We start from the raw sequence: 18236 nt of genomic DNA, 5'->3' as shown, positions 1-18236 counted from the left end.
CGTGGAGGTTGGCATGAAGCAGCTCTGGCTCGTCGTTGGTCTGGTCTTTGTCGGCTTCGCGAGCCCCTCCTGGGCGCAGCTCAGCGGCCGGTGCGGCGGGGATGACAACCTCACGCCGCAGCAAGTCCCGGGGCGCAACGCGTGGGCGCGCAAGTGCGGCTACATCTCCGCCGCGAAGGAGGCCATCCTCAACGCGGACAGCGAGTACCAGGTCTTCGCCAACGGCTGTTTCCAGTACCCGTGCTCCACGAACAGCTGTCAGTTCTTCGTGCCCGTCTCCGCGAGCGCGCCCTGTGTGGCGGGGCTCGTCATGCTCGGCTCGTGTGTGGCGGCGAGCACCGTGTCGCTCCCGCGGGACTCCGTGCTGGCGTACCTGGACGACTCCGAGCCCGCGTGGCCCATGTGGCTCCAGCGCGCCCCGCGCGACTCGGCGGGCCCTACATGAGCGCGGCGGCTCCCGGCCGCTTCGTCCAGCGTCTCTCGGTGGTCGTGGCCTGCCTGACGTGGGTGGCCTGCAATCCCGTGGACCCCACGGGTTCGAGTGAAGCGCTCGGTGAGTCCTCCCAGGCACTCCCCTACTGCCAGTGCCCGCTGCAGTACCTCCGGCCGGGCGAGGTGGTGGATCCGCTGCAGCCCCAGTGCCCCTATTACGAGTGCGAGAACTCCTGCGGCGACGGGTACTGCGGCCCGCTCGAGGACTCGTGGAGCTGCTCCTGGGACTGCGGCGCGCCCACCGTGTGCGGAAACGGCACGTGTGACTTCGGCGAGAGCGAGGGGACGTGTCCCGCCGACTGCTACTGCGGAGACGGCTGGTGCAATGGCGAGTCGGTCTACTCGTGCCCGGTCGACTGCGGCTGCCCCAATCCCTGCGGCAACGGGACGTGCGGCGCGGGCGAGTCCACGGCCACCTGTCCCGGAGATTGCGGCTCGGCGTGTGGAGACGGCGCCTGCAATGGGACGGAGAGCGTGTACAGCTGCGCCGCGGACTGCGGTTACTGCGGTGACGGCTACTGCGCCGGCTCGGAGACGCGCTACTCGTGCAGCCAGGACTGCGGCTACTCCTACCCGTGCCTCCTGCCCGTCGAGCAGTGCCCCCTTCAGCCGCTCACCCCCGACGCGCCCCGCTGAGGGGAGGCTGGGACTCCGGCGATTCACACAGCCGGAGTCCCAACCCGAGGGCTCAACGCGCGGGCCTACAGGCCGCTGACGTCCACGTCGTCACGCAGGGACAGGCGGTAGTCGTCCTGGGCCCACTCGTTCTGGAAGCGCACGGAGCCGGTGAGGAAGCCCTCCGCGTTCATCACGTTCTCGAGCTTCACCTGGCTCTCCGGCCGGACGTTCCAGACCTGGCCCTTGAAGTTGAAGACGGTGACGCGGCTCAGGTGCAGCTTCACGCCGTCGGCGCCCAGCAGCGTGTCGCCGGCCTGCAGCGTGCGGGCCTTCACCATCGTCCCGTCCTCCAGGACCATCGGGTGCTCCGCCGTCACTTCCAGGCGGCGACCCTCCTGGGTCTCCAGGGTGAAGATGTCCTCCTGCGTGTCGCCCGCGACGAAGCTGCGGATGGTCTGCTCGCCATAACGCAGGAAGCCCGCCTCTGAGTCAGGGCTCAGGGCCGTCACGGTGGTGAGGCCGGACGCGTACGCCTCCGGCACCGGCAGCATCCGCCCACCGAAGGCGACCTTCTGGCTGGGCGTGGTGCAGCCGGCGACGCAGGTGCCCAGCTTGTTCAGGCCGGTGATGCACTCCGCGGACTCGACGGCGGGGACGAAGAACGTACAGGACGAGCCCGCGGGCACGGCCGGGTACGCGAAGCAGCCGTTGGTGAAGACCTGGTACTCGTTCTCCGTGTTCAGGTACGCCTCGCGCGTGGCGGTGATGAGGCCGCACCTGCGGGCCCAGGCGTTGCGGCCCCGCGCGAGGTCAATCGTGGTGAGCTGGTCATCCTGGAAGCAGCGCGTGGACAGCTGCGCCAGGGCGGTGCTCGAAAGACAGACAGAGAAGACTGCGACGGCGATGAAGACATTCTTCATGGGTTCTCCTTGAGGTGATTGGGAATGGACTGCGCTTGGAGTCGCCTACGGCACGCCCGCGGCGCCCCAGGCGTCACGCACCGCGTTCACGACGGAGGCGTCGTAGCGGTCCTGGGCGGCCTGGACGGTGTAGGCCTTGGCCTGGGACATCGTCGTGGTGGACGTGTAGTAGTTCGTCGCGGCGAAGTAGAAGGTCTGCGCCGCGCGGTTCATGCCCACGCCCGCCACGTTGATGGGCGTCTTGCCGCGCGGGTGCGTGCCGCCCGTCACGAGCAGCTTGAAGACCAGGTTCTGGATGCCCGAGTTCCAGTGCACACCGCCGTTGTCCGCGGTGCCCGTGTAGCGCTCGGGGTAGTAGTCCTTGGACGAGCCGTCCCGCGTGGGGTTGTCCATGTAGCGGAGCGCATCCCCGCCGATGTTCGGCGTCCAGATGTCCTCGCCAATCTTCCAGACGTCCGCGTCGATGGCGCCGCCGCGAGCCCAGCTCTCGCAGATGGCGGCGGCGATGTCCGACAGGCTCTCGTTGAGCGCGCCGGACTCGTTGCGGTACACGAGCCCCGACTCGTACTGCGTCACGGCGTGGGTGATTTCGTGGGACACCACGTCCAAATCCAGGCCGAGCTGACCGGAGTTCACTCCGTCGCCATCGCCGAACACGATTTGAATGCCGTCCCAGTACGCATTCACGTACGAGGCGCCGTAGTGCACGGTGCTGGTGATGGTGGCGCCCCGGTCATCGAACGAGTCGCGACCGAAAATCGTCTCGTAGCAGGCGTACGTCGTGCCGACGTGGTCGTAGTTCACGTCGACATGGTTGTCGCCCGTGGCCGCGCCGAGCTCGATGCGGCGCAGGGTGCCGGGCGTGGTCCACTGGTTGTTGGCCGAGTGGATTCGACGATTCTGGGCGGAGTGGATGAGCGGCTGCACGTCGAGCACCCGGCCCGACGCCGCGTCCACGTAGACGCGGTCCCTGGCGGGCGAGTCCTCGCGAGTGCCCGCGCGCGTCACCTCCCAGGCGGAGGCCAGCGAGCCCTCGGCGCCCAGGAAGTAGACGAAGCGGGGCTCGCCCTCGACGACGAGCGTGTCGAGCCCCTCCAGCGCCGCGCGCTTCACGTCGTCGATGGGGAACCGCGCGAGCGTCGCGGGCTCACCAGCGCCTCGGGCCGAGCCATTGGCCGCGTACACCAGGCCCGCCGTGTTGACGTGCAGCACCAGCTCGCCCCCCACGACGCGGATGCCCTGGCGCGTCTGGTCATAGCGGATATGCGTGAAGCCCAGGTCATCCACGCGGCTGGAGCGCACCGTCAGCTCCTCCGCGCGCAGCCCGAACACCGGGGCGATGGCGCGCAGCGCGGGCGCGAGCGCGTCACCGGCCCTGAGCGCCGCGAGCGCGGTGTCCGCCGTGCCCAACTGTCCCCGGATGAAGCTGGGGGTGCCGTCCTTCCCCACGTCGACCACTTCCACGCGGCCCAGCGCGGCGAGGGCGTCCTGCCGAGTCTGCCGAGCTTGCCGGGTGCTGTCCCGCGCCTCGGCCGGGTCCGCCGGGACGTCGCCGCACGCGACGCCCACGACGGCACAGCACGCTCCAATCAATCCCTGTTTCCAAGTCCGAGTCACGACGCGCTCCTGTCTTCTGGTGGGTGTTGCTTCACGGCTCCAGCGCGGGCGCGACCACCCGGCTCCGGATGGGTGGGCGAGCCCTCCTCGCTGGCACTTCGGGACACACGAGGCCCGCTCCGCCCTCGGCGGACAGGACGCTCCTGGGCCCATCACGGCCGCGGATTAGAGGTGTGCTGTCATCCGCTGGACTTCGTCGGGGCTTGCCCCCGACTCCGCCAGTCCGGCGACGAGCGCCTCGCGCAGCAGGTTCTTGAGCCGGGGGTTCTCCAGCTTCGAGTACGTGTCGACGGCCAGCTGCCGGTCCACCTGCGCGAGCCGGAACAGCAGGTCGTACTTCTCTCCGACGAGCCCCTTCTTCACCGAGTCCGGCAGCGCGCTGTCGATGGGCGACAGCGCCAGCGACGTCATCGCCTCGCGGGCGGTGGGCTCCTGGGGTGCCAGCTCGAAGAGCAGGTCAATCATCGCCATGCGCTCCAGCACAGGCTCGGGCTTGGTCTCCAGGAACTGGGCGCCGGCCGGCAGCTTCTGAAGCGCCGTGGGGTCCGCCAGCTCGTTCCTCAAGCCGATGATGCGCGCGCCGCCTTCCCGCGTGAGCTCCTCGACGAAGACCTCCTTGCGGAAGAACGCGTTGAAGCGTCCGGCCCGGTACTCCCGCGCGGACACCCGCGCGGCCTCTCGCTGCTCCTTCGCCACCCGGGCCTCGTCGGTGGCTGGCTCGGCCTCGGATGGCGTGGGAGCGGGCGCGCCCGGGCGTCGCGGGAGCGCCGCGGTGGGCTGTGGAGAACTCGTGGGCTTGTGCGCCTGGGACGCCGTGTCGGCGGGAGGCGGCGGGGTGGAGGGTGTGTCGGCGCCCTTCAGGGTGACGAGTCCGTAGAGTCCCGTGCCTCCGAGGACGAGCAACGCGAGCCCGGGTCCCATCATCCGCCAGCGTCTGGGAGGCTTTGGCTTGGCGCTCTCGGGGGGATGTCCGTTCATGGGGCCTGCGCTCCTTGTCGATGACGACGCGATTCGATGAGAGGGGTTAGAACAGCCAGCGCGGCGGAGGCGGCTCGTCGGAGACTCCGAGGAACCTGCGGTTGACCACCCGGTTCTCCGGGTCCACCGTCACCTGCAGCACGGGCTCGGGGAAGGGCACCGTCACGTGGAGGGTGTCCGACTCGGGCTCCAGGCCGTAGTCGAGCGTGACGAGCTTGGATTGCGTGGCGCCCTCGAGCAGCACGTCCACGGAGACCGGGTAGTGCGTTCCGGAGACCGAGCGCTGGATGGCGGTGAGGGTGACGTCGCCGTCGTCCTCCTCGGTGCTCACCTCGAAGTAGGGCCAGTCCGGGTCACCCGCGCCGTGGACCCAGGCGTCGAAGTACGGGCCCAGGTTCTTGCCTGATGCCTGCTCCAGCGCGGCGCGCAGGTCGTCGACGCTCCGGTCCCCGGGCTGGGCCAGGAAGCCCTTGATGCCCCGGAGGACGGCGTCCTGGCCGAGCAGCGGCTCCAGTTGGAGGAAGAGAATCATGGGCCCGGTGCCGTAGACGTCCGACGCGAGCGAGAGGAAGACGGGCGGCGGGTCGTCTTGCGGCTGCGGGTAGTACGCCGCGGTGCGCGCCAGCCGGTCCCAGTACGCGCGTGTCTGCTCCGCCTCGCCCGAGGGGCGCGCGCGCAGCTCGTACAGGTACGTGAGGTATTCGGCGATGGCTTCCTTCCACACGAAGTCGAAGGGCCGCGACAGCGTGGTGCGATTGCCCGCCCACTGGTGCACGACCTCGTGCATCAGCGTGTGCATCGTCATGTTCGCGTAGTCGCGCCGCAGGTCCGGCAGGTCCTCGCGGAGGATGAGGTTGGCGGGGTGCTCCACGCCCAGCCACTCCGTGGGCGCGCCCGCGACGCGCAGCTCCGTGCCGTAGGGCAGCGGCCCCAGCTCACCGATAATCCAGTGCAGGTACGCCTTCACGTCGTTGGCGTTGAGCGAGGCCGCCAGCTTCCCGCCGGGCACCTCGTAGAACACCAGCTTGAACTTGTTGGACACCTCCGTGAACGTGCTGGGGACCCAGGCGGGGTTGGAGGCCACGGCGAAGGACGAGTACGTGGGCGCCTTGGTGAGGCCGGTCAGCGTGCACTTCGTCGTGGTGTTGTCCGGACGGGTGCGCTGGCCCGGGCACACCACGCGCTCGTTCTGCGCGTGCTTGATGGTGAAGACATACTGCGCGAGCTGGTCCGTGCGGTCGTCACAGGGGCCGAACCTGTCGCAGCCCTCCACCCAGTTGAGCAGGTAGGAGAACGTGTTGCCCGCCTTGTCCGTGCGGCGGGAGAAGCCGACCTGCGTGAAGTCGTACGTCTGGAGGGGCACGGTGAAGCGCGCCTCCAGCTTCACCTGGCCCGCGAAGAGTCCCGGCCCACACACGCGGATGCCGTCCTCGACGGACTCGGACCGCAGCGGGGTGCTCCCGTTCCATTGGACCTCGGTGAGGCCCTGGGGGGCCTTCACCACGAAGCAGTCGCCGCCCGGGGGGTAGACGTCCATCAACAGCGTGGACTTCGCCGCGCCCGTCTCCGTCGCGAACTCGTATTCGTAGCGCGTCACATTGGCGGTGAAGTCGCCCGAGGGCGCCATCGGCGTGAAGGAGTGCGCCCGGGTGTCGAGCGGCGCCTCCTGCTCGGAGGCGTCCTCCGTCGGGCCGCACCCGGTCCCCGTGAGCACCAGGGGACTCCAGGTCAGCGCCATCACCGCGAGACCGCGTGCCACCTTCTTCGCAAACCATCCTGGGATGCTTCGCATGGCGTCCTTGTCGTGAAGTGACGAGCGCGGTGGGACGCGAGAGCCCATGCCCCCTGCGGGCTCTCGCGTCGGTTCAAGCAGGCTGCTTTAGAGGCCGTCGACGCTGGCCTCGTCACGCAGCGACAGGCGGTAGTGGTCGTCCGCCCACTCGTTCTGGAAGCGCACCGAGCCCGTCAACAGGCCCTCCACGTCGAGCACGTTCTCAATCTTCTCGTGGCTGACCGGCTGCACGTTCCAGGTCTTCCCCTCGTACCGGAACACGGTGACGTCGCGCAGCTCCACCTTCTCGCCCGTGGTGCCGAGCAGCAGGTCGCCCTTCTGCAGCGTCTTGGCCTTCACCATCTCACCGGAGGCGGTGACCATGGGGTGCTCGGACGTGACTTCGACGCGGCGGCCGTCCACCGTCTCGAGCGCGAACACGTCCTCCACGGTGTCTCCGGCCACGAAGGCGCGGATGGTCTGCTCTCCTGTCGTCGGAGCGACGAGCGACGCGTCCTTGGTGAGCGCCGTCACCGTGCGCACGCCCGCGGCGTAGGCGTCCGAGATGGGCCAGTACTCACCGCCGAAGGAGACCTTCTCCTTCGCCGTGTAGCAGCCCGTCACGCAGGTGCCGAGCTTGACCAGGTTGGGGATGCAGGGCGCGGCGGTGTCGGCGGGAATGTAGAAGGTGCAGGTGGCGGTGGGCCCCGTCGCGGTGAAGGAGAAACAGCCGCCGGAGAACACCTGGTACTCGCCTTCGGAGTTCAGGAAGTCGCGCTTCGCCGCGGTGATGTAGCCGCAGTTGTAGGCCCAGTTGTTGCGCCCCTGCGACAGCGTGTAGGTGGTGAGTTGATCATCCGTGAAGCAACGCGTGGACAACTGCGCCGACGCCGTCGTGGAAAGCACCGCGCACGCAAGGACAACCAGATACGACAGTCGCTTCATGGCTTGCTCCGGAAGGCTGATGGAAGTGCTTTGTTTTGCGAGGAAACTGGATATACCCGGGTTCACTCTGCGTAAAGTGTAAATCGACATCTAGTGGGAATCCCTGACTGAAATGTTGGGTGCAATTGATTTGCTGTGAACACGGGTAATCCAGACCGTGACGAAGGTGGCACTGGAGGCCCGTTCTGGTTCAAAAATCACAGCGAACTCCGTGGGTTGGGTGGAGGACCTGCCCCGGGTTCGCGGCCTGCGAGGACAGCTCACCGCGTCAGTCATTGGCGGTTTTGAGTGCGTCTGGTGGGGCCTTGTGATGTCCCAGGGAGGACGCACTCCTGGTGTGGTTCGTGCGTGCCTGGGGCCTGGTGGGAGTGTGGGCCGGCTGACGAGCGATGACGGGACGGGTGCGGGGGGCCAGCAGAGTCTTTATGAGGGGCTCCATCCTGGAGCGGCGCGTCCCATGCGCCTTGGAGGAAGGCATGCGCGCACATCTGTTCCGGCTCGTCCTGGCGCTGAGCTTCGTCCTGGGGACGGTGGCCCAGGGGGCTGTCGCTCCGCTGCGCGGTGCGTCCGGCGACACCTGTGCGGGCAACACGCGCTTCCTCATCGGTGCGGGCATGGGGGACATCACCGGCCCCGCCGCCGAGGTGGGGATGATGGGTTACGGACAGCTCTCGCAGCAGACAGCGGGCATCCACCAGCGCCTGCGCTCGCGGGCCTTCGTCGTCGTCTCGCCGTGCAACGGGCGGCGCGTGGCCTTCGTGAGCGCGGACCTGGGCATGGTCTTCCAGGCGGTGAAGACGCAGGTGGTGGAGAAGCTGCGCGCCCGCTTCGGCGACGTCTACTCCGATGAGAACGTCCTCATCAGCGCCACGCACACGCATTCGGGGCCGGGCGGCTTCTCGCACCACACCTTCTACAACCTGAGCACCTTCGGCTTCGTGCCGCAGAGCTTCGACGCCATCGTCTCCGGCATCGTCACCTCCATTGCCCGCGCGCACTCCCGGCTGGGAGCGGGCACGCTGCGCCTGGCCACGGGAGAGTTGCTGGGTGCCAGTCGCAATCGCTCGCCGGAGGCCTACCGGTTCAATCCCTCCGCCGAGCGTGCCCGCTATGCCCACGACGTGGACACGCGGATGACGCTGGTGCGCCTGACGCGGACGGATGGACGCGACGTGGGGCTCATCAACTGGTTCGCCGTCCATGCCACGTCCATGGGCAACGACAACCACCTCATCAGCGGCGACAACAAGGGCCTTGCCTCCTATCTCTTCGAGAAGGCGCACGACGCGGGTGACACCTTCGTCGCCGCGTTCGCCCAGTCCAACGAAGGGGACGTCACGCCCAACGTGCTCGGCGGGACGAATGGCGGCGGCGCCAACGACTTCGAGGACACGGAGCTGTCCGCGCGGCGCCAGCACGACTTCGCCGCGCACCTGTGGACGCTCGCCACGACGCCGCTCACCGGGGGCGTGGACTCCCGACGCACCTTCGTGAAGATGGATGCGGTGGACGTGGCGCCCGCGTACACGGATGGTCAGCCGCGCCGCACGTGTCCCGCCGCCATCGGTGTGTCGATGCTGGCGGGCGCGGAGGACGGGCCCGGCTATGGGGTGGAGGGAGCGTCGTGCTCCACCCTCCATGACCTCTGGAGCCAGTTCACCTGCGCGCTCACCACGACGCCCTGCCAGGGTGAGAAGCCCATCGTCCTGGAGATGGGCAGCATGCTGCCGCACCCGTGGACGCCCAACGTGCTGCCCCTCCAGCTCGTCACCGTGGGCTCGCTCGCGCTGGTGGCCGTGCCCTTCGAGGTGACGACGATGGCCGGGCGCCGCCTGCGTCAGACGGTGCTGGAGCGGCTGGGGCCCGTCGGCGTCACCGAGGTCGTCATCGCGGGGCTCGCCAACGACTACGCGGGCTATGTGGCCACGCGCGAGGAGTATGCCCGCCAGTCCTATGAAGGCGCGTCCACGCACTTTGGGCCCTGGACGCTCGCCGCGCTCCAGCAGGGCTTCGACGGGCTCGCCGTGGCGCTGCGCGACGGGCAGCCCGTGTCACCCGGCCCCACGCCTCCGGACCTGCGCTACATCCAGGCCAGCCTCCAGCCCGGCGTGGTGTTCGACGACAAGCTGCTCTGGGTGGAGTTCGGCGAGGTGCTCACCGACGCTCGTCCGGCCTACGCGCGCGGCGACACGGTGCGCGTCACGTTCTGGGGCGCGCATCCGAAGAACGACCTGCGCCTGGAGGACTCGTACCTGCGCGTGCAGCGCAAGGGCTCCATCGGCGCCTGGGTGGACGTCGCGGATGACAGTGACTGGGAGACGCGTTACCGGTGGGAGCGGGAGAACTGTCTGCCCACGCTGGGGTGCTCGCACGTCCTCGTGGAGTGGCGCATTCCTCGCGATGCCTCGCCAGGCACCTATCGCATCCTGCATGAGGGCGAATGGAAGTCGGGCTGGGATGGGCGCGTGCGCCCTTACTACGGCGCGTCGCGCGCCTTCACCGTGCGGTGAGTGGCTCGGGGCCGTGCTCGTGACGCGAGGCGCGTGCGCGCGCGAGCCATTCCCGTTGGCTGGTATTCGGAGGACGTTCATTGACAGGTTTTGGGTGGCCCCTGGGGCCTGGTTTCCAGCGGTGAGCGTAAGCCTTGCCGTGGATGTGGTGAGCAAGCCCCAACTCATGGACCCGAGTGCGACCGCAGCAGCATGAGGTAGGCCCGGCCCCAGGCGGTGCGGGTTAGCATTGGCGGGCTGCCAGAATCCTCTGGTATTGCAGGGGTGCGCCCGCTCTGTGTCGGGCCACTCGCTGGGGGGACATACCATGTTGCTTCGCTGGGCGGCGCCGCTGCTCTTGCTCGCGGCCATCACCGGCTGCGCGACGAGTCGAATCGTTCGGCTGGATACCGGAACGGACTCCTACGTCGTGACTCCTCGCGAGGAGCCAGGCGCGGAATTGGACGCCGCCGAACTCGAAGACGGCGAATACGAGGAGGCCATCGCGGAACTGGCCCGGGACGTGCGCCCGTTCCGCAGCCCCATGCAGGAGGCCCGAGAACTCTTCGGCGTGCCGTCCCGCAGCGGGGTGTACCGATACGAGAGTCGCCCCCCGCGCCTCATCCTCCAGCGTCGAGAAGACGCGGACGGACCCCACCTGCTGGAGTCCTACGCGGATGACGAGCTGACACGCGCCTATGGCCAGTGGTGCTCGCGGAAGGACCAACCCGGAGACTGCTTGCGGCTGTTGGAGGAAGGCCCCCTGCTCGCCAGCGACGGCAAGTACACGTGGGCCTTGGCCATCGCGATGGACTCCGTGTGGGAGGAGACAGCCGAGGCATTGGAGGGCATGACGGACCCCGGCGCGGTCATGGCCACAATCACCGCAGCCGCGACGATGTACCTGCTGCTCTGGTCGCTCCCCGAACCAGTGAGCAAGGGCGTGGCCGCTACCCTGACAGCCATCGCCATCGCCTACCTGGGAGTGGATACGATGTGGCGTCTGCTGGACGGGTGGTTGACCCTGGTACGCGAGGTGGACCAGGCCACGACTTTCGCGCAGCTCAGTGCGTCGGGTGAGGCGTACGGCGAAATTCTCGGAGAGAATGCGGCACGCGTCTTCGTGATGCTCGCCACGGCCGCTATTGGCAGCACGGCGGGGTTGGTCGCGAAGGCCGTGAGACTGCCGGGCTCCGCTCAGGCTGCGCTCGCCGTGGAGTCCCAGGCAGGCTTCCAGTACGCCGCGGTGGGGAGTGTGCAGTCGGTCGCGGTGGCGGCGGAAGGCTTCACCGTCGCGCTCGCCCCCAACGCCCTGGCCATGGCGAGTCGGGGGATGCGCAGCCAAGGAGAGCGCCACCACATCGCCACGAACAAGAACGAAGTCTCAGCGGCGCGCGGCGGGCCCTGGACGCCGAGATTCCGGGACCTCTTCACGCGGGCTGGGATGGAACTGAAGGACCCCGAGAACGTCGTGGAAGTCGTCGGTCACAAGGGGCCACATCCGCAGCGGTATCATGAACGCGTCCAGGAGCGACTACTCGAGGCTTTGGGGAGCTGTCGGAAGGTGGCAGATTGCCGCGAGGCCCTCACGGTTGAGCTTCGCAGGCTCGCCAAAGAGGCCGTGACCAAAGGAACGGAAATCCACAGGCTTTTGACTCAGGGCAAGTGACGCAGTGAGGGCGTCCACCATGTCGAATCACTCTCGATACTTCAGGCTCAAAGAGGACGTACAGGCCGGCAACTGGTACCTGGGAGAACCGTTGAACGGACAGGGCCGGGAGCCGGAAGACATCAGGGAGTTTAGTTCTGGGCGGCCCGTCCGAAGTGATGGCCGCCTGACGCTCTCTGTTCGTGAGCCTGGGCGTCAGCGCGATTTCAGCATGGCAGGCGTTGGCATGACTCCCGTTGTCCACATCCGGGTGGCCGCCATCTTCGCGGAGCTGGCACCCAATGATGTGCAACTCATCCCTTTGAATCTCAACGGCCACCCAGACGAATATCAAATCCTCGTTGCTACGAAGGTTGTCCGGTGCATCGATGACAATGCCTCAAATGAAGTGGAGTTCTGGCTGCCAGAGGACGCGCGACCGGACAAACTCGGCCAATACCGAAACGTGGTTGATATGCGGATTGACCGCACGAAGGTGGGCAACACGAAGGTCTTCCGCACCTGGGGGTGGACAGTTGCCCTCATCGTCTCGGAGGACATCAAGGTAGCCCTGGAGCACGCGAAGGTCACAGGAGCAAAATTCGAGGAGGTCTAGCCTGTGCTTTGGAACTGCCTTGTCTGCGCGAGGAAGTCTCGCAGCCGGGGTGAGGGCGGCAGCAGCTGCACACCGATGCCCGCTGAGACGCCCCAGGTGCGGGCGTGCGCGGAGTCGACGTGCCGCACCACTTCGCCCTCACAGGCGAACTCCTCGCCGGCCAGCCGCAGCGTCAGCTCCAGCCGGGTGAAGAGAGGAGGGAAGGGCTCCGAGCAGCTCAGGAAGAGGCCGCCCTTGCCCAGCTCCAGGCCGTGGACGTCCACGCCCTCGGGATGGCGAATCCACACGTCCCAGGACCAGGGCTCGGCGGCCTTGTCTCCATGGGGCAGGGATTCACCGAGCAGCGAGGTGCCGTGTCGTGCCCGGGGCTGGGGCGTGCACAGGGAGTCCGCGGAGTGTTCCGACAGGCAGAGCGCGCAGTGCATGGTCGCCTCGAGCAGACACCAGGAGGTACTGACTCCGCGGGGGCGGAGGGCTCTCCCGTTGCTCTATAAACCGTGCGGACGTCCACGTGCCGACGGCCCCCAGCACGCCACGCGGGTCCAGGTGCTTGCGATGATGGCTGGCGCACAGACCCAGCGGGACGGCTGCCCCGCACGGGTGGGTGTGCCCGTCTTCAGCCCTTCGCCTTCCCCTTGAACGGCGCCGCGTCGATGCGCACGCCGATGTACGACGGGAAGCGCGGCACGCCGTCGTTGGACAGCTCCTGGTAGCGGAAGGTGATGAGCGTGCCGATGGCCGGAGGTGCTTCGCGCTCGGCGTCCGACAGGCCGGTGCCCACACTGAAGCGCTTGCCGTTGCGCAGCTCCACCTCCAGCGCGCCCAGCCGGCCCTTATGTCGGCCTGCTCCCGCGACGTGGCCAATGACGACGGCCTCGTCGTCCTTGAAGCTCTTCACCTTCAGCAGCGTGTGCGAGCGACCGACTTCATAGCGGGAGCCCGGCTTGCGCAGCATCAGTCCCTCGCCGCCCAGCCCCTCCACGCGCTCCAGCTCCGAGCGCAGATGCGGAGTCCCCTGACAGCGCTCGTGCGAATGCCACTGCGCATACGCGGGCTTCGCGTCATCCAGCCACTTGCGACAGTGCTCCAGCCGCTGCTCGAACGCGGCGTCGAAGCTCGGCGCGTCGAACACGACGAAGAGCAGCTCCTTCCAGTCCTTGCTCTTGTCCTGCCGGCGCACCACGCTCACCGTGCGCTGGAAGCGCTTGCGCCCACCGAACAGCTCTCCGTCCAGCGGGAAGTCCGGCAGCCCCGCGGTGAACCAGTCCGGCGCGAAGAACTCGTTGCCCAGGCGCGACCAGAAGCGCTTGCCGTCCCAGTACGCGCGCACGCCGTCGAGCTTCTCGCTCATCCACCAGTCCGTGAGGTCCACGTCGTTCTCCCACGGGTGGGCGAGCAGCAGCGGTGGGGCCTTCTCGTCGTCCGCCTCGCCCTCGGCATCACCGGAGGTGGCCTTCACGCGCGTGGCCTTGACGGGGGGCGTGGAGGTGCCACCGGTGCGGGAGTCCTCGGCGGAGTCACCGCGCACGCGGCGCAGGTGCTTGCAGGTGCGTCGCTCGATGGCGATGGACTGGTTGCGCCACGCGGGGCAGGAGCACGAGTAGACGCCTCCCGTGTTCTTGAGGATGTAGGGCTTGGAACCCGAGCCCTGGACTTCCACCTGCTCGCCGTCCGCGATTTCCGCCAATGCTGTCCCCTCCGTGCCGCGTCTGTCGCGGCGACGAAGAGAAGAGTACCCCCCGGGTCTGACATCCCCAAGGCTCGTGGAGGGGCCTTGCATCATTCGTGTGCCGGGGGGGCGTTCTTCTCCTGGATTCCGAAGCTGTGTCTGCCATTGCCGGGTCTCAGCGAGGCTTCACGGCTGGCTGCTCGGTCCTTGAGCATGTGCGGGGACGTGGAGAGGTGGGCACTTGCCGAGGATGGGAGTGGCGCTCTGTCGGGAGGCGTCGCAACCTGTCTGGAGGTCCACGATTCGAGGAGGCCGCACCGGATGGTCGTCATCATCATGGGAGTGTCGGGCGCGGGGAAGACGACAGTGGGGCAGGCCCTGGCGCGGAACCTGGGCTGGCGCTTCCTGGACGCGGACGACCTGCACCCCCGGTCCAACGTGGCGAAGATGGCGGCCGGAGTCCCCCTGACGGACGAGGACCGAGCGCCCTGGCTCGCCGTGGTGCGCGGCCAGCTCCAGGCGGCCATGGAGCGTGACGAGGACCTGGTGCTCGCCTCGTCCGCCCTCAAGCGCGCCTACCGGGACCAACTGGAAGTGGACCCCGCGCGGACGCGGTGGGTGTACCTGAACGCTCCGCGCGAGGTGCTGGCGGGCCGGCTCGCGAAGCGGCATGGGCACTTCATGCCGCCGTCGTTGCTGGACAGCCAGCTCGCCACGCTGGAGGTGCCCACGCAGGCGCTGGAGGTGGATGTGTCGCCGCCCCCTCCGGAGGTGGTGGCGCGCATCCGCGAGGGCCTGAAGCTCTGAGTCCTCGAAGGGCCCCGCGCGGGCCGCGACTCGGGGTCCGTCTGTCTTTGCCATGTGACATCGGTCCCGTGGAAATGTTCCCGGCTTCGCCCGTGCTCGGCCCGGGCTCTTGCGCCCGGAACCGAAGTCGGCGTGGAGCGCGGCATGTCAGACCGCTGCTCTAAATATTCATCCGGATGCAGATGCATATCGGGTTGCACGTATGCCGCCCCGCATCTCGCGGGGCGCCGTGCCCGACTTCTGGGGGATACATTCCGATGTCGAGACTTCCGGGGATGAAACATGTTTCACGTGGCTGGGCGGGTGTGGTGCTGGGCGTGCTCGTCGGGAGCGCGAGTGGTTGTGGCGGCGAGGTCGACGCCGATGCTTCGAGCGAGGTCATCCGGCAGGAGCGAGCCTTCCCGGGTCGCACGGGTGAAGTGCGCCGAGCGAACTTCCAGGTCGCCGGAGGACCGCGAGCGCTCGCCTACGAGCGCATCGACGGCGAGCGTGTCTTCCAGGGGGACATCCTCCTGCCGCCCGAGGTCCCGGCCAGAGAGCTCTCCGCGCTATCGGTGGAGGCGCAGGGCGCGGTGTCCACGCGCGCGATGACGCGCTGGCCGGGCGGCGTGGTGCCCTACACGGTGGACGCGGCCTTGCCGAACATCGGGCGTGTCACGGCGGCCCTGGCTCAGTGGGAGGCCCTCACGCCCATCCGGTTCGTGCCACGCACGACCCAGTCGGACTACGTCACCTTCCGGCCGGGCACGGGCTGCTCGTCACACGTCGGTCGCATCGGAGGGCAGCAGTTCGTGACGCTCGCGCCGGGCTGCACCACGGGGAGCACGCTCCACGAGGTGGGGCACACGCTGGGACTGTGGCACGAGCAGGCGCGCACGGACCGGGACAGGAACGTCGTCATCCACTTCGAGAACATCGAGGCAGGGTATGCCCACGCCTTCGAGACCTTCGCGCAGGAGGGCGCGGCCGGACGCAACCTGGGGCCCTATGGGTTGGACTCCCTGATGCACTACGCGCCGGAGGCCTTCTCCGCGAATGACTCGCCGACCATCACCCGGTTGGACGGCTCGTTCTTCACCGCGAACCGCACCGCGCCGACTCCGGCTGACGCCTGCGCCGTGAAGCGCCTGCATGGCTACGGGCGCCACTCGGACGTGAATGGAGATGGCTACGCGGACCTCGTCGTCGGCGCGCCGGACGAGGACGTGGGCCTGGGGTTGGACCAGGGGGCGGTGAGCGTCGTGCTGGGCTCGGCGACGGGGCTGGGGACGGCGGGCCTGTGGCTGCATCGCGACGTGTCGGGCGTGGAGGACACGGCGGGTTTCGCCGACCACTTCGGCGCCGCGGTGGCGGTGGGTGATTTCAATGGCGACTGCTTCGCGGACGTGGCCGTCGGCGTGCCCGAGGACGACGTGAATGGGATTGTCGACGCGGGCTCGGTCCACGTCTTCCTGGGGTCGGCGCAGGGCGTGGACTTGTCCACGGACAAGGTGCTGCATCAGAACAGCGCGAGCGTGCCTGACAGCGCCGAGGCGTTCGACGGCTTCGGCGCCGTGCTGGCGGTGGGGGACTTCAACGGCGATGGGTATGACGACCTGGCCGTGGGCGTTCCCGCCGAGGACTATGGCTCATCGGCGCTCGACTCCGGGCTGGTGACGGTGTTGTTCGGCTCCATCTCCGGGCTCACGGGCACTGGCGCGCAGAGCTGGAGTCAGGCGGCGGCGCACGTGCTCGAAGTCACGGAGACGGGAGACCGCTTCGGCTCCGCGCTGGCCGCGGGTGACTTCAACGGAGACGGCTTCGACGAGCTGGCCGTGGGTGTGCCCTCCGAGGACGTGGGCACCGTCGCGAACGTGGGCGCGGTGAACGTGCTGTCCGGCTCCATCGATGGCCTGACGAGCACGGGCAACCAATTGTGGACTCCGGGAAGCGACGGGGTGCCCGGTGTGGCGAGCGAGGAGGTGCTCTTCGGTGCCGCGCTGGCGGCGGGGGACTTCAATGGCGATGGTCGGAGTGAGTTGGCCATCGCGGCTCCGGGTCAGACGGTGGGCTTCATGGCGGGGGCGGGCGCGGTGACGGTGCTGCGCGGCGGAAGCGCGGGGCTCCAGTCCACGGGGGCCCTCGCCTGGAGTCAGGATTCGGCCGGTATCTCGGACGTGGCCGAGCAAGGCGATGCCCTGGGCTCCGCGCTGGTGGCCGAGGACTTCGATGGAGATGGCCATGTGGACCTCGCCATCGGCGTGGCGTCCGAGAGCGTGGGGGCTGTCGTCGGCGCGGGCATCGTGCACGTGTTGCACGGCGCGCCGGGTGGGCTGTCCACTGCGCGTGAGCAGCGCTGGTCTCAAGTGGGCTCCACCGTGGAGGAGGGCGCGGAGCTCCAGGATGCGTTCGGCTCCCGGCTGTCCTCGGGGGACTACGACGGGGATGGCTTCGTGGACCTGGCAGTGGGCGTGCCGTACGAGGACGTGGGGAGCGCGACCGACTCGGGCGCGGTGCAGGTGCTGTACAGCGCGGGTGTCACGGGCCTGTCGCGCGCGGGGGAGCAGCTCTGGTCCCAGGCGCCGTCGGAGCAGACGGACTCGGTGGAGACGGGAGACCGCTTCGGCGAGGGACTCTAGGCCTTCCGGCGCAGGGGCTTTCTCCGTGCCCCCTTGGACTGGTTCTCCCCGGAGGACAGCCGCTCGGGGATGCGCGCGACCAGGATGTCGATGGCCGCGCGCACCTTCGACGGCAGGTGCTTGTTCTGGGGCCACACGGCGAAGATTTCATTGCCGTGGCGGCCCTCCGTCTCCAGCAGCGTCACGAGCTCGCCCTTATGCACCCGCTCGGCGACGAGCCAGCACGGAAGCCACGCGAGCCCGGCGCCCTGGACGGCGGCATCGGCGATGGCCTCCAGGTCATCGAAGCGCAGGCTGCCCTGGACGGGGATGACCCGCTCTCCGCCCTGGCTGTCCGGAAAACGCCAGGGCTTGCTGATGCCCTGGCGCCCGTAATTGATGGCCTCGTGTTTCGCGAGGTCCGCGAGCGTCTTCGGTCGGCCATGGCGGGCGACGTAGCGAGGCGAGGCGCAGACCACCATCATCTGCGCGCCGAGTCTGCGCGCGGTGAGGCCCGCGTGGTCCGCGAGGGGCGCGACGCGGATGGCCAGGTCGAAGCCCTCCTCGATGAGGTCCACCACGCGGTCGCTGAAGCACAGCTCCAGTTCGAGGCCCGGATGCTGGCGCGTCAGCTCCCAGAGCAGGGGCGCGGCGCAGTGCCGACCGAACAGCACGGACGCGGCCACGCGCAGGCGGCCCGTGGGTGCGCGGCGGCCGGAGTCCAGCGCGGCCTCCGCCGCTTCCAGCTCCGCCAGCGCGCGGACACAGCGCTCGTAGAAGACCTGTCCGTCCTCGGTGAGGCTCTGCCTGCGCGTGGTGCGCTGGAACAGGCGGGTGCCCAGTCGCTCCTCCAGCCGGGCGATGCTCTTTCCGACGGCGGAACGGGACAGACCCAGCCGCTCGGCCGCGAGCGCGAAGCCACCAGCCTCGGCGGCCTGGACGAAGGTGAGCACTCCACTGAGTCGGTCCGTCACGGTGTGGTTCCCATTGGTGAATTCCTGTCCCCAGTGAGGCGCCGAAGTCTCGTCACTGGGGACACTTCCGCGTCCGTATATCCCCCGCGCCTCTC

General features: G+C 68.6%; 15 protein-coding genes. 7 read left to right on the top strand and 8 right to left on the bottom strand.

Going from position 1 to position 18236, the window contains the following annotated elements:
- Nucleotides 1-13: 13 nt before the first annotated feature.
- A complete protein-coding gene (locus HUA78_RS12255) occupies nucleotides 14-445 on the top strand; it encodes a hypothetical protein (protein ID WP_174476327.1) in 432 nt (143 codons plus the stop codon).
- Nucleotides 442-1128 carry a hypothetical protein gene (locus HUA78_RS12250; protein WP_174476326.1) on the top strand — a complete coding sequence of 229 codons (687 nt, stop codon included), beginning with the start codon at nucleotides 442-444 and terminating at the stop codon, nucleotides 1126-1128. The genes HUA78_RS12255 and HUA78_RS12250 overlap by 4 nt, the downstream gene beginning before the upstream one ends.
- Nucleotides 1129-1193: 65 nt before the next feature.
- Here the strand turns inward: HUA78_RS12250 and HUA78_RS12245 are convergent, their stop codons facing one another.
- The 5 genes from HUA78_RS12245 to HUA78_RS12225 form a co-directional block, all read right to left on the bottom strand.
- A complete protein-coding gene (locus HUA78_RS12245; RefSeq protein ID WP_141643443.1) occupies nucleotides 1194-2030 on the bottom strand; it encodes a Hint domain-containing protein in 837 nt (278 codons plus the stop codon).
- Between the two features lie 45 nt (nucleotides 2031-2075).
- Nucleotides 2076-3647 (bottom strand): M4 family metallopeptidase, encoded by a 1572-nt coding sequence (locus HUA78_RS12240; protein ID WP_371745559.1) that lies wholly within the window; start codon nucleotides 3645-3647, stop codon nucleotides 2076-2078.
- Nucleotides 3648-3812: 165 nt separating this feature from the next.
- On the bottom strand, nucleotides 3813-4625 hold the full coding sequence (locus tag HUA78_RS12235; protein ID WP_174476325.1) for a hypothetical protein: 813 nt from the start codon (nucleotides 4623-4625) through the stop codon (nucleotides 3813-3815).
- A gap of 46 nt (nucleotides 4626-4671) precedes the next feature.
- Complete coding sequence (locus HUA78_RS12230; protein WP_174476324.1) at nucleotides 4672-6417, bottom strand: M1 family aminopeptidase; 1746 nt, start codon at nucleotides 6415-6417, stop codon at nucleotides 4672-4674.
- Nucleotides 6418-6504: 87 nt separating this feature from the next.
- Nucleotides 6505-7341, bottom strand: coding sequence for a Hint domain-containing protein (locus HUA78_RS12225; protein ID WP_174459993.1), 837 nt, complete (start codon nucleotides 7339-7341; stop codon nucleotides 6505-6507).
- Between the two features lie 476 nt (nucleotides 7342-7817).
- Here HUA78_RS12225 and HUA78_RS12220 point away from each other — a divergent pair, with 476 nt between their 5' ends.
- The 3 genes from HUA78_RS12220 to HUA78_RS12210 all read left to right on the top strand — a co-directional run bounded on the left by HUA78_RS12220 (nucleotide 7818) and on the right by HUA78_RS12210 (nucleotide 12094).
- Nucleotides 7818-9851 carry a neutral/alkaline ceramidase gene (locus HUA78_RS12220; RefSeq protein WP_141643439.1) on the top strand — a complete coding sequence of 678 codons (2034 nt, stop codon included), beginning with the start codon at nucleotides 7818-7820 and terminating at the stop codon, nucleotides 9849-9851.
- 307 nt (nucleotides 9852-10158) lie between these two features.
- Entirely contained in the window at nucleotides 10159-11499 is a 1341-nt protein-coding gene (locus HUA78_RS12215; RefSeq protein WP_174476323.1) for an AHH domain-containing protein, read from the top strand.
- Nucleotides 11500-11518: 19 nt separating this feature from the next.
- Nucleotides 11519-12094, top strand: coding sequence for an imm11 family protein (locus HUA78_RS12210; RefSeq protein ID WP_174476322.1), 576 nt, complete (start codon nucleotides 11519-11521; stop codon nucleotides 12092-12094).
- On the opposite strand, the gene HUA78_RS12205 is transcribed toward HUA78_RS12210, so the two are convergent.
- Both HUA78_RS12205 and HUA78_RS12200 read right to left on the bottom strand, forming a co-directional pair.
- Complete coding sequence (locus tag HUA78_RS12205) at nucleotides 12091-12519, bottom strand: PilZ domain-containing protein (protein ID WP_174476321.1); 429 nt, start codon at nucleotides 12517-12519, stop codon at nucleotides 12091-12093. The two genes, HUA78_RS12210 and HUA78_RS12205, sit on opposite strands and share 4 nt — an antisense overlap.
- Before the next feature lie 191 nt (nucleotides 12520-12710).
- Nucleotides 12711-13781 (bottom strand): DNA ligase, encoded by a 1071-nt coding sequence (locus HUA78_RS12200; protein WP_174476320.1) that lies wholly within the window; start codon nucleotides 13779-13781, stop codon nucleotides 12711-12713.
- A gap of 303 nt (nucleotides 13782-14084) precedes the next feature.
- On the opposite strand from HUA78_RS12200, the gene HUA78_RS12195 reads away from it, so the two are divergent.
- Both HUA78_RS12195 and HUA78_RS12190 read left to right on the top strand, forming a co-directional pair.
- Complete coding sequence (locus HUA78_RS12195) at nucleotides 14085-14570, top strand: gluconokinase (protein ID WP_174476319.1); 486 nt, start codon at nucleotides 14085-14087, stop codon at nucleotides 14568-14570.
- A gap of 275 nt (nucleotides 14571-14845) precedes the next feature.
- Nucleotides 14846-17188, top strand: a complete 2343-nt coding sequence (locus HUA78_RS12190; RefSeq protein ID WP_174476318.1) for a M12 family metallopeptidase — start codon at nucleotides 14846-14848, stop codon at nucleotides 17186-17188.
- Here HUA78_RS12190 and HUA78_RS12185 read toward each other — a convergent pair.
- Nucleotides 17185-18141, bottom strand: a complete 957-nt coding sequence (locus HUA78_RS12185; protein WP_174476317.1) for a LysR family transcriptional regulator — start codon at nucleotides 18139-18141, stop codon at nucleotides 17185-17187. The genes HUA78_RS12190 and HUA78_RS12185 overlap by 4 nt on opposite strands.
- Nucleotides 18142-18236: the final 95 nt, after the last annotated feature.

Source organism: Myxococcus sp. CA033 (genome assembly GCF_013336625.1).
Taxonomy (GTDB): Bacteria; Myxococcota; Myxococcia; order Myxococcales; family Myxococcaceae; genus Myxococcus; species Myxococcus llanfairpwllgwyngyllgogerychwyrndrobwllllantysiliogogogochensis.
This window is presented reverse-complemented; position numbering and strand designations above follow the sequence as displayed.